Source organism: Aerococcus viridans (genome assembly GCF_002871935.1).
Lineage (GTDB): Bacteria > Bacillota > Bacilli > Lactobacillales > Aerococcaceae > Aerococcus > Aerococcus viridans_B.
Genome location: NZ_PNHQ01000001.1, coordinates 28,244 through 41,966 on the forward strand (window position 1 = coordinate 28,244; position 13,723 = coordinate 41,966).

15 protein-coding genes are annotated in these 13,723 nt (G+C 37.7%); 5 read left to right on the forward strand and 10 right to left on the reverse strand.

The genetic code is table 11. The features are described from left to right. Nucleotides 1-11: 11 nt before the first annotated feature. The 3 genes from CJ191_RS00125 to CJ191_RS00135 all read left to right on the forward strand — a co-directional run bounded on the left by CJ191_RS00125 (nucleotide 12) and on the right by CJ191_RS00135 (nucleotide 2,195). Nucleotides 12-791, forward strand: a complete 780-nt coding sequence (locus CJ191_RS00125) for a 3-oxoacyl-ACP reductase (protein ID WP_102198583.1) — start codon at nucleotides 12-14, stop codon at nucleotides 789-791. A gap of 122 nt (nucleotides 792-913) precedes the next feature. Further along, the gene (locus CJ191_RS00130; protein WP_070466889.1) at nucleotides 914-1,462 is read left to right on the forward strand and encodes a QueT transporter family protein; all 549 of its coding nucleotides are present in this window, start codon (nucleotides 914-916) and stop codon (nucleotides 1,460-1,462) included. Between the two features lie 79 nt (nucleotides 1,463-1,541). Continuing rightward, nucleotides 1,542-2,195, forward strand: coding sequence for an SDR family oxidoreductase (locus tag CJ191_RS00135; protein ID WP_102198584.1), 654 nt, complete (start codon nucleotides 1,542-1,544; stop codon nucleotides 2,193-2,195). 137 nt (nucleotides 2,196-2,332) lie between these two features. Here CJ191_RS00135 and CJ191_RS00140 read toward each other — a convergent pair whose 3' ends face one another. The 5 genes from CJ191_RS00140 to CJ191_RS00160 all read right to left on the reverse strand — a co-directional run bounded on the left by CJ191_RS00140 (nucleotide 2,333) and on the right by CJ191_RS00160 (nucleotide 5,824). Continuing rightward, nucleotides 2,333-2,986, reverse strand: a complete 654-nt coding sequence (locus CJ191_RS00140) for a YczE/YyaS/YitT family protein (protein ID WP_257994090.1) — start codon at nucleotides 2,984-2,986, stop codon at nucleotides 2,333-2,335. A 136-nt stretch (nucleotides 2,987-3,122) separates the two neighbouring features. After that, a complete protein-coding gene (locus CJ191_RS00145; RefSeq protein ID WP_102198586.1) occupies nucleotides 3,123-3,827 on the reverse strand; it encodes an MBL fold metallo-hydrolase in 705 nt (234 codons plus the stop codon). A gap of 130 nt (nucleotides 3,828-3,957) precedes the next feature. Continuing rightward, nucleotides 3,958-4,767, reverse strand: coding sequence for an aldo/keto reductase (locus tag CJ191_RS00150; protein WP_102198587.1), 810 nt, complete (start codon nucleotides 4,765-4,767; stop codon nucleotides 3,958-3,960). A 24-nt stretch (nucleotides 4,768-4,791) separates the two neighbouring features. Then, the gene (locus CJ191_RS00155; RefSeq protein WP_102198588.1) at nucleotides 4,792-5,175 is read right to left on the reverse strand and encodes an OsmC family protein; all 384 of its coding nucleotides are present in this window, start codon (nucleotides 5,173-5,175) and stop codon (nucleotides 4,792-4,794) included. A 187-nt stretch (nucleotides 5,176-5,362) separates the two neighbouring features. Beyond that, nucleotides 5,363-5,824 (reverse strand): PepSY domain-containing protein, encoded by a 462-nt coding sequence (locus CJ191_RS00160; protein WP_102198589.1) that lies wholly within the window; start codon nucleotides 5,822-5,824, stop codon nucleotides 5,363-5,365. A gap of 609 nt (nucleotides 5,825-6,433) precedes the next feature. On the opposite strand from CJ191_RS00160, the gene CJ191_RS00170 reads away from it, so the two are divergent. Continuing rightward, on the forward strand, nucleotides 6,434-7,969 hold the full coding sequence (locus tag CJ191_RS00170) for a metal ABC transporter solute-binding protein, Zn/Mn family (RefSeq protein WP_102198590.1): 1,536 nt from the start codon (nucleotides 6,434-6,436) through the stop codon (nucleotides 7,967-7,969). A 144-nt stretch (nucleotides 7,970-8,113) separates the two neighbouring features. Here the strand turns inward: CJ191_RS00170 and CJ191_RS00175 are convergent, their stop codons facing one another. Beyond that, nucleotides 8,114-8,575, reverse strand: coding sequence for a glutathione peroxidase (locus CJ191_RS00175; RefSeq protein ID WP_070466902.1), 462 nt, complete (start codon nucleotides 8,573-8,575; stop codon nucleotides 8,114-8,116). 272 nt (nucleotides 8,576-8,847) lie between these two features. Between CJ191_RS00175 and CJ191_RS00180 the strand changes: the two genes are divergently transcribed. Next, nucleotides 8,848-9,570: a GntR family transcriptional regulator gene (locus CJ191_RS00180; protein ID WP_070466903.1), complete on the forward strand. Its 723-nt coding sequence runs from the start codon at nucleotides 8,848-8,850 to the stop codon at nucleotides 9,568-9,570. Between the two features lie 46 nt (nucleotides 9,571-9,616). Here the strand turns inward: CJ191_RS00180 and CJ191_RS00185 are convergent, their stop codons facing one another. The 4 genes from CJ191_RS00185 to hisIE form a co-directional block, all read right to left on the reverse strand. Further along, a complete protein-coding gene (locus CJ191_RS00185; RefSeq protein ID WP_102198591.1) occupies nucleotides 9,617-10,921 on the reverse strand; it encodes an SLC13 family permease in 1,305 nt (434 codons plus the stop codon). A 44-nt stretch (nucleotides 10,922-10,965) separates the two neighbouring features. After that, the gene (locus CJ191_RS00190; RefSeq protein ID WP_102198592.1) at nucleotides 10,966-11,868 is read right to left on the reverse strand and encodes an isocitrate lyase/PEP mutase family protein; all 903 of its coding nucleotides are present in this window, start codon (nucleotides 11,866-11,868) and stop codon (nucleotides 10,966-10,968) included. A 12-nt stretch (nucleotides 11,869-11,880) separates the two neighbouring features. Then, on the reverse strand, nucleotides 11,881-12,606 hold the full coding sequence (locus CJ191_RS00195; RefSeq protein WP_070466909.1) for an isocitrate lyase/phosphoenolpyruvate mutase family protein: 726 nt from the start codon (nucleotides 12,604-12,606) through the stop codon (nucleotides 11,881-11,883). A 478-nt stretch (nucleotides 12,607-13,084) separates the two neighbouring features. Further along, nucleotides 13,085-13,723 (reverse strand): bifunctional phosphoribosyl-AMP cyclohydrolase/phosphoribosyl-ATP diphosphatase HisIE, encoded by a 639-nt coding sequence (gene hisIE, locus CJ191_RS00200; protein ID WP_070466910.1) that lies wholly within the window; start codon nucleotides 13,721-13,723, stop codon nucleotides 13,085-13,087.

Consider the following 13,723-nt stretch of genomic DNA (forward strand, 5'->3'; position numbering starts at 1 on the left):
GAAGCAGACGCATGGACACATCCTACACTGACCATCCTAAACTACCCTCTCAATTAAAGGTTGTTGTTACAGGAGGCATGTCAGGTATAGGTAGCAGTCAGGTACAACACTTTTTAAAAAAGGGTCATCGCGTTTTGGCTGTTGACCTTAAGGAAGATACAGCGCTAGTCAATCAATGGACCGCTAGCTATCCGAAAACCTTTAGCTTCCGCAAAGCGGATTGTAGTGATTTAATGGCAGTGACTGCCCTTTTTCAAGAATTAAAAGCTAGTTGGAAAACTATTGATGTACTATGTAATACTGCTGGCGTCCTAGATGATTATAAGCCTTTAGACAAAACCACCCCAGAAACTTGGCAAGCGATCATCTCAAACAATTTACAAGTTGTTTATAATATGACCTATACTGCTTTACCGATGCTCATAGCCAATCCTACTTCACGGTTGATTAATATGGCTTCGATTGCTGGTTTAACAGCCGGGGGCGGTGGGATTGCTTACACGACAGCTAAGCATGCTATTGTCGGATTCACCAAACAAATGGCTTATGATTATGCAGGTCAAGGGCTAGTTGCTAATGCAATTGCGCCTGGCGCTATCATGACCCCTATGAATCAAGCGGATTTCGAAGGTGAAAATCCGATGGCTGACCAAGTGATGGCCCAAACACCTGCAAAACGATGGGCCAGTCCCGATGAAGTAGCAGCGCTAACCTTATTTCTAGCCAGTGATCAAGCTGCTTATATGCAAGGGAATACGCTTCCTCTTGATGGCGGTTGGTTGATCCGATAAATAATTTTTAACTATTACGTTACCCAAAAATTGCGACACTTCGGTAGAGTACTACTCACTGGTATCAGTGTCCTTTGGTCGCAATAAATACACTAGGCATAGCCTATAAAGGAGACATACATATGCACAAAGCAAGTAATACAATTACCCCTTCTCGTTTTTCAACGATAGATATGACTAAGATTGCTGTAGTGGCAGCCTTATACCTAGTCATCACACTTATAATTGCCCCTATTTCCTACGGGCCTATCCAATTCCGTATTTCTGAATCTCTTAATTTTTTAGCGCTTCATAATAAACGATATATCTGGGCTGTTTCAATAGGTGTCTTCATCGCCAATTTCATGACTTATGGGCCAATTGACATGATTGTTGGATCTGTTTCCACTTTTATTTTCTTATATATTGGGCGTTGGGTGGGTGACCAATTGGTTAAATTAGCCAAACAATCCCAATTTACTTTATTATCTGACCAATGGATTCGTTATATGAGCTTAACAGTCATTTTTGCCCTATCCATGTTTACAACGACAACAACCATTGTTTTAGTCGGAGCAGATGCGGCCTTTTTACCAACTTACATTTCACTGGCTCTTTCAGAATTTGCTGCTATGACGCTTGGTATGTTTATCATGTACCCATTAAGTAAACGCATTGATTTTGACCGCTAGTAGGCGGATTCTTTGTATTGCTGTTTTTTGACCTTTATACTAGTAGGTAGAGATGGTGATTGAAAGGAGATTTTCAAATATGAGAGTACTTGTTATTGGTGCAAACGGTGGCGTATCTCGCCACTTCGCAGATTTTGTGAAAGATTCAGATACCATAGAAGAAGTAGCTGCCATTCGGAATTTAGACCAGGCTCCTTTCTTTGAAGAACGTGGTATTGAGTCCGTTTATTTAGATTTAACCAAACATACGCAAGCTGATATTGAAAATATTTTAACGAATAAGAAAATTGACGCAGTTATTTTCTCAGCTGGTGCTTGTGGAACTGGTGATGACATTATTATGATGGTTGACCTTGATGGAGCAATTAAATCGATGCAAGCAGCTGAGGCTGTTGGCATCAAACGTTTCGTGATCGTATCTACATTTAGAACTGGTCGCGAAGAAATTGAAAAAAATGTGATTAGAGTTTACACCACCGCCAAAACATACGCGGATGAGTGGTTAAAATCACGAACTAATTTAGATTGGACTATTGTCCACCCAGGTGTCTTACGCGATGAACCAGGTTCTGGCAAAATCACTACCCAACCTCAAGATGGCATCCGCGATGTTGCCCGCCAAAATGTTGCCAAAACGCTATTAGCAGTGTTAGAAAATGACAATACCATTGGTAAAGAGTTTGAGGTAGTAGACGGTGATACTGATATCACAACAGCTGTACAAAATCTATAATTCAAAAAGGTGCTTGCGATAAAATTCGCAAGCACCTTTTTGTTTAGCTATAACATCTTATTCTTAGTACTAGTTCCTTACCTAAAGCTACTCGTTCAGTCATCCTTTTAATATAGTGCATATACATTCTCACTAAACTAGTCACGAATACCTTCTCTGGTTACTTTTCTTACGAAAGGTTCAGTCAATTTACTGCGAAATAACGCCAACATTGGTCCAGCAAAAAATCCTAAATACAAGGTCATCACGCCAACAGGCCCCCCTAAAATAAAGGCAAGGATTAAACAAATCACTTCATGGAGAAAACGCCCTTGTGCAAAGGATAATGGTGTCTTCTCCTCTAGGATGGGTGCGATCGCATCAAGTGGTGCTACACCCAATCCCGCAGACATATAAAAAGCAGCGCCAAGTAAAAATACCGTTCCTCCGACTAAGGTCAATATTACTCTAATTAAAAGACTCATATCGTCTGTTCCTAGGCCTATTATTTGGGTGAAATAATAAGTAAAATACTGGATCATGTAACCACAAAAGACCCAGTTAATAAAAGTACCCAATCCAAATTTAGATCGGTCAATAAAGAAAGCTATCGTGAAAATAATTAAATTCACTATAAAGACAATGTTGCCAAAACCTATTGGTACAAAATCTGAAACTGCCATCCATAAAGCTGCGAAGGGATCCATCCCCATATCCATCACTCCAGAAATCGATACCCCTAAAGCAATACCTACACAACCTATAAAAGCAATCAACGCTCGAATCAGTAAATCTACAGTCCTTTTATGCATATTTATCTCCATTTATCTTATTCATATTGTTGTCAAACCAGTCTCCTATATTAACATGCATCATTTAGTTTATAAAGTCATTTCCAAAAAAATGCTGACAATTCTAGGGGATTTATCTTCTTTAATTGTAACCGTATTACATGAAGGACAATAATTCTTCAAATGATAGTGGCTCAATATGCCCATGCAAGTAGAAATCAGCATCCAACTCACTCAAAGTTTGGCGCAAGCTAGCTAATTTGTCTGGGTCTAAATAACTATTATTGTAGAAATCCTCTGTAATGGTGTCACCAATGAAAGCTACTCTTTCAGAAGGAATATAAATAATCATACCATCTTCAGAATGTGGGTTTATCACTGGGAAAACTTTTATTTCTAGATTGCCTAAATCAATTGTTAAATCGCCTTCAAACGCAATATCCGCTTCTTGTACTTTAATTTGTGTAGCAGGATCATTATATTCAGCACGCAAATATTGATCGCAAAAAACGCACTCTTCGCCGGTCTCAAGACGTTTTTGCATGGCTTCTTCAGTCCACTTCCACTCAGACATTAACCGTAATTGTGCATTCGTTTTCTTGTTGGCTATGACAGGAGTATCAAGCGCATGAATACCGTAAGTATGGTCCCAATGCCAGTGCGTAATCAGCGTCATCCCTTCTTTGGGTAAACCTAATCGTGCTAGCTCTTGATTGAAATTTTCAACATGACTAGCCGAATTCCCTGCATCAATTCTTAATGAAAATTTGTCTCCTTTGATATAACCCAAAACTGGTCGATCTAAATCACCATCAGCGGGCATATAATACACACGTTCTGTTAATTGTTTTAATTGTCTCATCGTTTAAATCCTCTCCTTTTTCGTCAATTCATTATAGCAAACTAGGTCATCTTCCAATAGTTCCAAGGCATTTTGGAACAAAAAAGGTTGCAACACATAGGCAGCAACCTTTTTTCATAAGTTCATTTAGTTATAAGTTCGCAATCTTTTCTTTATCTGCTTCACTTAAGTTAAAGTCAAATACATTTAAATTGTCTGCTTGGTGGTCAGCATTATGTGATTTAGGAATCACTACGACACCGCGTTCAATTTGGTAGCGCAGTAAAACTTGTCCCCAAGTCTTTCCGTATTGTGCACCAATTTCATCTAAGATAGCGCGAGAATTTTCATCTGTCCCTTTCATAGGTGCCCAAGCCGTTACAACTACATCATTTTCAACAGAATAATCAATGATATCATTATTCCAATCTTCAACATTTGATTTAACTTGGTTTACCATTGGTGGGATACGGGCATTGTCGATAATGATATCTAATTGGTCTTGATCAAAATTAGAAACACCGATAGCTTTAATTTTACCTTCGTTGTAGGCATTTTCTAGGGCATACCAAGTTTGTAACATTTCATTCTCATTGTCCCACGGGTGGTGAATCAAGTAAAGGTCAATATAGTCTGTTTGTAAGGCTTCTAGGGATGCGTTTAGGGTCGCTTCAACTTTCTCAGCAGAACCGGCATGGTCTGAGTCGCCAGGAATTTTAGACGTAATGAAGAAGTCCTCACGGGGTAAACCAGATGCTTTCATCGCCTTCCCTACAGTTGACTCATTACGGTATGAAACCGCCGTATCAATCGCACGGTAGCCAGCTTTAATAGCAGATATTAATTCAGTTGTATCATCTGTCACTTCAGCATGATAATCGCCATCAACCTTACCAAAAGTATTGGTTCCAGTACCTAAAATGGGCATCCTTACGCCATTATTTAATGTTACAAATTCCATCTTTACACACTCCTTAAAAGTTTCCTATTGAAAAACAACCTTCTCTGTTACTTGTATATTTGGGTCAATACTTTGTACAACTGGGCAATACTTGTGAATCATCTTAGTTGCCCGCTCAGCCCGCCCTTGATTTTCTTCAGCTACACTGACATACATGGTAATCGTGATTGCAGTAATAGGTCTAGCATTTTCATCGGAACGTTCATAATCAATTGCTACATCATGAAAAATATAATCAATTTTAGAGTTATCCAAAATATTGCGATACACACCCGCCGAACAGCCCGCAACCGCTAGGATAAATGTATTTAAAGGTGAAAAACCAGTCTCTTTATTCAAAGGCCAATTGTTTCCCTGGTCATTCACAGCTTCTGGGCCTAAAGTGGCCATATTTAAATGTAAAGTCATCCATTCACTCCTCATTCAGCCAACTATATGCTTAATAATTTCATTATAGATAAGAATGCAAGAAAATACTAGCAAACAAGATTAGCTAAAAAGTATCATGATAAAATAAACTTCACTATATTCAATCTTTTCCTATAATTAAAAAAGGCGGCACCCATGAGTACCACCTCTTTTCACAACATACATTTTATTGGTCAACTTCAGCGTTTAAGATATTACCAGTTGTAGCATCAATATCATATTCAAATTCACGACCATCATCTAAAGTAAATTCAATTTCATAATGTGGTACGTCATCATAATCATCATCGTCGTCATCCACATCGTCTAATTCAATTTCTCGTTCAATTAATGCTTCTTCATTTGTACCGGCATCATCCAAGGCAACTTGCCATGCTTCATCTTCAGAAATAAATGCTCCTGAATTCGCTTGCTCAGCTTCACTAGAACTTGAGTCATTCGTCTCACTTTCAGTTGAAGTTGATGCTGAACTAGCCACTTCCTCTACACTATTATCATTTGAATTGGTTTCTTGGCTAGTCGTTTCCGTTGTTTCACTAGTGTTTGTATCCTCTTGACTCGTGTTACCACATGCTGCAAGTAAGCATACTGAAGCAAATAATGTTAGCGCACTTGTTTTTAATTTCATGGAATCTCCCTTTCATTAAATACTGTGTCTACTACTTCCTTTAACATAATTGCTACCTTTTTTATACATGATAACATATAATCCTATTTCCTCAAGTGGCTGACTAGTTAAAAGTGATAAATGTCTAGTCTACAATCATCATAGACATTGATAAAAGATTGACTACCTTCGATGACACTTAAATCTATTTCACTATATTGATCCCCACTTGGTCGTCAGGCGCTACAACATACTCACTCCAGGGATCAATGGTAGCTGAGTGACCACCATATAAGTCGCCCTTATCATTCATTGTTCCTCTAGAATTGGCCGAAACAATCAATAGCTGATTTTCAATTTTCTCCTCCCAAATGAATCCTTTTTTATTATAAACGAGTGAACCTAGAAAGTAATTTAATGGGCGTCATGCCACAAAACATAAGCTCAAACCCTATATGAAAGTTTTTTCATGTAAGTTTTTGTTGACGACTTGTTTCAGCTTATGATAAATTAGCTATTGTCAAATCGTAACGGTTACGATTTACCGATTTGCCCCTAGCTAAGGCAGATATGATTGGGTACCCAAATCAATGCGATGAAAGATTACTTTGGAAAAGAGGATGTGTTTTAATGAATAAAAGTTTGAAATTAGGCTTACTGAGCTTAACGGGTGCTGCCCTTTTAGCAGCTTGTGGCCAAACTGCTACTGAAGCAGATGCTAATAACGATGGCGATAAATTAGAAATTGCTACGACTATCTACCCAGTTTATGCCTTCACAAAAGAAATCGTTGGTGACCAAGCAGACGTCAGTTTAATGGTACCTGCTGGAACAGAAGCACATGACTATGAACCTTCTGCAAAACAACTTGCTGAGTTAAACGAATCAGACGCACTAATTTATCATAATGAAAATATGGAAACTTGGGTCCCTTCTGCAGAGTCAAGTATCAGTGATGATGTCAATATCATTAAAGGTACAGAAAATATGGTATTATTACCCGGATCTGAAGATGGGCATGACCATGATCACGACCACGATCACGAAGGACATTCACACGAATATGATCCGCATACGTGGGTTTCACCTTACCGTGCCAAAATGGAAGTTGCCTCTATTACCTCACAACTAAGTGAATTGTACCCAGATATGGCTGAAGAATTTCAGGCAAATGCAGATGCTTATATGGAAGAGTTAACAGAATTAGACAATTTATATACCGAAGCATTAGAAAATGCTAGTCGTAAAGATTTTGTGACTTCTCATACTGCCTTTTCATACTTAGCTGTTGATTATGGTTTAAATCAAATTGGGATTGCAGGATTAACACCTGATGAGGAACCATCTGCAGCTCGTTTAGCAGAACTAGCTGACTATGTAAAAGAAAATGATATTCAATACATCTACTATGAAGAAGCTGGTTCAGACAGTATGGCAAAAACTTTAGCTGATGAAGCTGGCGTTGAAATGGCTGTCTTAAATCCGCTAGAAAGTCTATCACAAGAGGCGATGGATAATGGTGCTGATTATATTTCTGTTATGAAAGAAAATTTAACTGAATTACAAAAAACCACTGATTTACCAGCAACTGATAAGCAAGCTGATGATAAAGACGAAGAGGTTGAAAAAACAGTTTACAATGGTTACTTTAAAGATAGTGATGTAGCTGACCGTACCTTATCTGATTATGCTGGTGAATGGCAATCTGTCTATCCACTATTAGAAGACGGTAGCTTAGATCAAGTCTTTGATTACAAAGCAAAATTAAACGATGGTATGACAGCTGAAGAATATAAAGCATATTATACAACAGGTTATGAAACTGACGTGGACCATATTAACATCACTGACAATACCATTGAGTTTATTGTCGATGGTGAAAGTAAAACATTCGAATATAAATATGCTGGGTATGAAATTTTAGACTACGAAAAAGGTAACCGTGGTGTTCGTTTCTTATTTGAAACTGGTGACCCAGAAGCAGGCGAGTTTAAATATGTCCAATTCTCAGACCATAATATTGCACCAACAAAAACTGGTCACTACCATATTTTCTGGGGTGGCGAATCACAAGAAGCCCTTCTAGAAGAAATGGACCACTGGCCAACATACTATCCAACAAACATGGATAACTTAGAAATCGCACAAGAAATGATGGCACATTAAAACAAACATATTGCTTACTTGTAAGAAACTATGCCAACATTATCAGGGCTATCTGGGAGGTGGTCGTCCACGATTTTAACCATTTTACCCATACATCAATAAAAAGGAAGATCTGCTTTAAAACAGATCTTCCTTTTTCTATTTTTAAAGATTCGCTTTTATATCTGCTTCAATATCTTCCGGTGGTGTAGTTGGGGCGTAACGTTTAACAAAGTTACCCTGACGGTCAACTAAAAATTTAGTATAATTCCATTTAACAAATCCATCTCCTGAAGCCCTCTTTAAATAAGAAAATAACGGTGCTGTTTTAGGACCATTTACGGATACTTTATCAAACATAGGAAAAGTTGTACCAAAGTCTAATGCGCAAGCTTCTTTAGCACCTTTCCCATCCTCAGGCGACTGCATAAAGGAATTTGACGGAAAGCCCAACACTTTAAACCCTTCATCTTGATAGGTTTGGTATAAAGATTCAAGACCCATTAATTGACTTGCTAAACCGCATTTAGTCGCTATGTTTACAATAAGTAATAAGTCACCTTCATAATCTGCTAAACTGATAGATTTTCCATTAACATCTTTTACTTGATAATCATATATTGTCATAATCTACCTCCTTCAATATATAGTGGAAATTAAAACATACTATGTAGAACTTAACGTAAATCATACGCTTTTTTACCCTTAAATGCGAATAATCCTCTTTATACAAGGCCTGTTTATGAAGATATATAGGTCATGTGCTATCTTTTACTTATCAATTTCACTTGAGAAACTTTAATTATACGGTGGTGCATCTTTTTATACCCTAACCATTTGAAAATGTAAGAGCTTTCATGTTATAATATATCAAATATCTAAGAGGGGTTTTTGATAATATGGCAAAATACGAAGAAGTAGCTAGCGCTTTAGTCCGCTACATTAATGACAATGATTTAAGTGCAGATGATAAATTACCCAGTATTCAAGAAATGGTCGATTACTACCAAGTAAGTAAAAATACCGTTTTATCTGCTTTAAATGATTTAGAGAAGCAAGGTTTAATCTATCAAGTACGCGGATCAGGCGTGTACGTACGTGGTAACCAACGCAAAGGTTATATCAACCTATTAAATCTGGGTGGTTTTAACTCTACTTTGAGTCAATTCAAAGTAGACTCGAAAATTTTATCTTTATCTCTCATCGCACCGCCTGAAGAAGCGGTAGAAAATTTAAAAATCGCTGATCCTTCTAAGACAAAAGTCTATTATGTCAGACGGATTCGTTATATTGAGGGCCGTCCTTTCTGTATTGAGGAGTCTTATTTTGATAAAGATATCATTCCTTATTTAAGTGAAGAGATCGCATCAAATTCCATATTTGATTATATTACAGAAGATTTAGAAATCCCTATTGGCTATGGTGACCATTTTCTTCGTGTGGGGAAACTGAAATCTGAACATGCCGAACACTTAAACTTAGCTAAGGGTGACCCTTGTTTAAAAACCGAATCCATTTTCCATCTAAATAATGGCAAACCATTCGACTATTCGAAAGTTATCTACCACTTTGAAGAAACACAATTCTTTATCCAAGGTGCTAGCACCCAATATCGCTATTAATAACCAGGAAAAAAGGACGCGTTTGACCGTGTCCTTTTTAACTTGACTAAATACTATGAATAATAGATAAGGTGAGGGCTGTTAAGGCCGCTGACCCGACTGTAAATGGTGTAACCTTAAATAATAAGGTGTTATACAAGTTTTTTTGATCTGCACCGTAGTAACCTGAAGAAGCCAAAAGTAAGCTTCCTCCATCTGAGAATGGCGTAACGGTTGCCGCGAAACCACCAATAATTATACAAACTGCCATAATGGTTGGACTCCAACCAGTTGTCGCATACAATGCTGGTAAAGTTGTAAAGAATAATGGTGCGATAACACCAATCGTTGAAGAAAAGATTGACATACAGCCACAAAGTAAAGCAATCGTTACTGGAATGATTGGCCATGGCACATAAGAGATTAAAGCAGCTAGCGACTCAGTAATCCCTACTTGAACCCCAACGCCAATCAATAAAGAAATGCCACAGGTCATCCAAATCACTGACCAAGGTGTTCGGTTTAATACTTTCTGTCCGTCAGCCAATTCAAACATATAGGCAATTACACCAAATACTATCCCCACTAAACCTAGGTTTAATGAATCACTAATCGAGGCAATGAATGGAATTCCCCCACTTGTAAAGTTATTGACGATTGGAAAAACAAGCATGGTCAAAATAAATATTGTCATTAAAATGAATGTTTGCTTTTGTTTCTTATTCAGCGCTTCTGGTTCTACCAATTCGACTTGTTTATATGCTTCATTTTTTCGATCTTTAAACATGAGAAATAATAGGAGTAGTATTGGATAGATAGTAGATACAGTAAATAGTTGCCATGAAATGACTGAAGACATATCAGCAAAACCTGTGGATGCGATTAAACCATGTACAATTGCACCTAAGGGGCCAAATGGGCATAAACCACCAGCAAGCGCCCCTTCAATTACAGCAATGGCGATAATTCGCGTATCTAAATTATTTTCTTTAGCAATATTAAGCGCTAAAAAGCCGACAATTGGTACAGCGCCCCAAATTGACCCACCCAAACCTGAAATGAGGGCAGAAGCGAAAAAGAATCCGAACGGTAACCAAAATAAATGGTCTTTAAAGGCATAAATTAAGTGATGACCAATAATTTCCAAAGTCCCATTCTCATTAGCAAAATTGAAGAAGAAGGAGACCCCAAAAATCATCATAAATAATTCAACTGGCCACAAGGTAAAAATCTCATCTGGACTTAATCCAATCATGAAAGAACCAATGAAGTATGCAAATACGACGCCAATTATCCCTGCATTCACATCAAATTTTTCCCCCAAAAAGATTGCCAGTATAATTGCAACAATGATTAACAACATATAAGTCATTCGATTCCCTCATTTCATTTCGTTTTTGATTGCTTAACTTAGGTCTAATCCATATATTTCAACATATTTTCTGGCGCATAAGCAGCATCGCACTGATTTACGTCATCTAAACCAATGAATTCATTAAATTCATCAAAAGTTATCATCTTATCTTGATAATTTCTTGTCGTGCCTTCATTTCGCAAGGTTTGTAGTAAATTTTTCTCCGTATAAGCTTGCGCATAAGTTAAAGCAGTTGGATATACGATAATATTGAAACCAAGTTTTTCTAGTTCCGAAGTCTTCGTTAATGGTGTTAGACCACCCTCAATCATATTGGCCATCATAAAGGTATCTGGGAGGGCTTTATGAACGTCTTCAAATTCTTCAAAACTTCTTGGGGATTCAATAAAAATTAAATCCGCACCAGCAGACTTATAACGACGGCTACGTTCAATAGCTTCTTCTAGATCATACACCGTACGTGCATCTGTCCGTGACATGATGAGGAAATCATCATTTTTACGGGTAGCTACAGCAACTTTAATTTTTTCTTCTAGGGTTTCTGTTGGTTCAACTTGTTTACCTGACATATGACCGCAACGTTTTGGCCAAACTTGGTCTTCAATAAAGATGCCCGCAGCACCAATTGCTTCATAATTTTCAACCGTACGGCGTACATTTTCCAAGTCACCATAACCAGTATCAGCATCTGCAAATACAGGAATATTCACTGCATTAATAATGTCTCTAGTCCGCTCTAGTGATTTACCAAAGTCCGTTATGCCACGATCCGGCATGGCAAAAGCTGAGGCACTAGTGGCATACCCGGCAGAAAAGACAGCGTCAAATCCTAATTTTTCAGCGATCTTTGCTGCTAAAGCATCCGGTGCTACCGGTAGCTGTATCGCTTTACCCGAGTAAATATGATCTTTAAATTGCTTACGCATTTTTTCGTTTTTTAACATAGCTACCTTCCTTTACTTTAATAAGTCTGACATGGCAGTTTCAAGCGCTTGGTGAGCGGCTAAAGCGAGATTACCTAAATCTAGATAACCATAAAAATGATCACTTTCGATGGCTTTAGCTTGTTGACCTGGTTTTAAGGTTGCCAATAAAGGTAATGGTAATGCTTCTTGGGCTAAAGCCTCTAAGTCTGCTTCATCATAGTGGTCTAAGATAACAGCTTTAGCACCAGCATTGTATGCATAACGTGCTCGCTTCTTAAAGCCTTCTATTCCGTACTCATGCAAACCTTCTAGCCGAACCCAAATTTCAATCGCCGGATTTTCAATACCATCAAGTCCTGCACGAATTTTCCCAATAAAGTCTTCCGCAGTCGTTATAGCTGGTTGGTCAGTGTGATGTGCTGGGTATTTTTGGTCTGATAAAATCATGATATCTGCACCCGAGCGTTCCAATTCCTTAGCAGCATAGTAAGTGTTTAGAGGATTTCCAAATCCTGATTGTAGGTCTAACAACAAGGGTTGCGTCTTCTTCAAACCCAAGCTAAAAGCATAATTTTTATATTCAGTAATCGACAACAGTCCTTGATCAGCCTCCGCAATTAAATGGTCAGTGGTTAATTGACCAGATAGAAAGATGGCTAATGATTTACTGTTGGCTAACATTTGAAAAGTATGCCCATCGCCACAAGCAGGGATAATTGCTTGTTTTTCTTGTTTTAAATCTGTTAATAATGTCATTGAAAATCCTCCTAATCACTACTACAAGCCTCTATATACATTACTAGTGACAATTTGATTCGTCTTATCTTTATTGTGCCTAGTTATCTATATTTTTTAGTAAATAAAAAAAGCGCCCTTTGACTGGTTAAGTCAAAGGGCGCTTTTCGCACGGTACCACCTTTAATTTTTCTAATAATTGGTTAGACTATTAGACTCAGGTTGACGGAAATTCTTTTCGATCAACTGGCATTTTAACGGCAGCACCCGGTAAACACTCAACCACCTCTTTGATGGATCGCATTTACAGCTCAAAGTCTACTTTTCAATTAGGGTTTGTCATACCTTCTCAACAACTGGTACTTTCTGTGCACAAACTGCTAACTTACTTCTACTTTTCAACGCATCAACTTGTTTTATTTACTGACATTAGTATATTAAGATTTATGATAATTGTCAACATAATTTTTAATTCTTTTCTATTTTAATTCATTTTAATCTAATAATTTTCGATTATTTTACGTTCAGAATAGGTATGTTCCTGTCCATGACGCACTTTTAATAATGCTTCAATATCTGATAAAGATAAGCCTCTTTCAACCAATAATACACATAAATGATAGAGAAGGTCACTGGTTTCCGCTATGAGTTCTTCATTCCCTTGACCAGCTGCGGCATTTTTTGCTGCAATTACCACTTCTATCATTTCTTCGCCACATTTTTTTAGAATCTTATCTAAACCTTTAGTGATTAGGTAGTTGGTGTAAGACCCTTCTTGTGGATTCGCTATTTTATCAGCTACCGTATTTTCTAAAATACTTAAGTTAAAATAATCATCTCCAAAACAGGATTGACTACCAGTATGACAGGTTGGACCAGTGGGACGAACTTGAACCAACAGTGTATCTTCGTCACAGTCTCGGTCTATTTTCACCACTTCCTGGACATTTCCAGAACTTTCACCTTTTTTCCAAAGGCGCTCTTTAGATCGCGAATAAAACCATGCAACACCCTCGCTGACAGTCCGTTCATATGCTTCATGGTTCATATAGCCTAACATGAGGACTTGTTTAGTTCGATAGTCTTGTAATATAGCTGGAACTAGTCCGCCATTTTTACTAAAATCAATTGCTGTCAT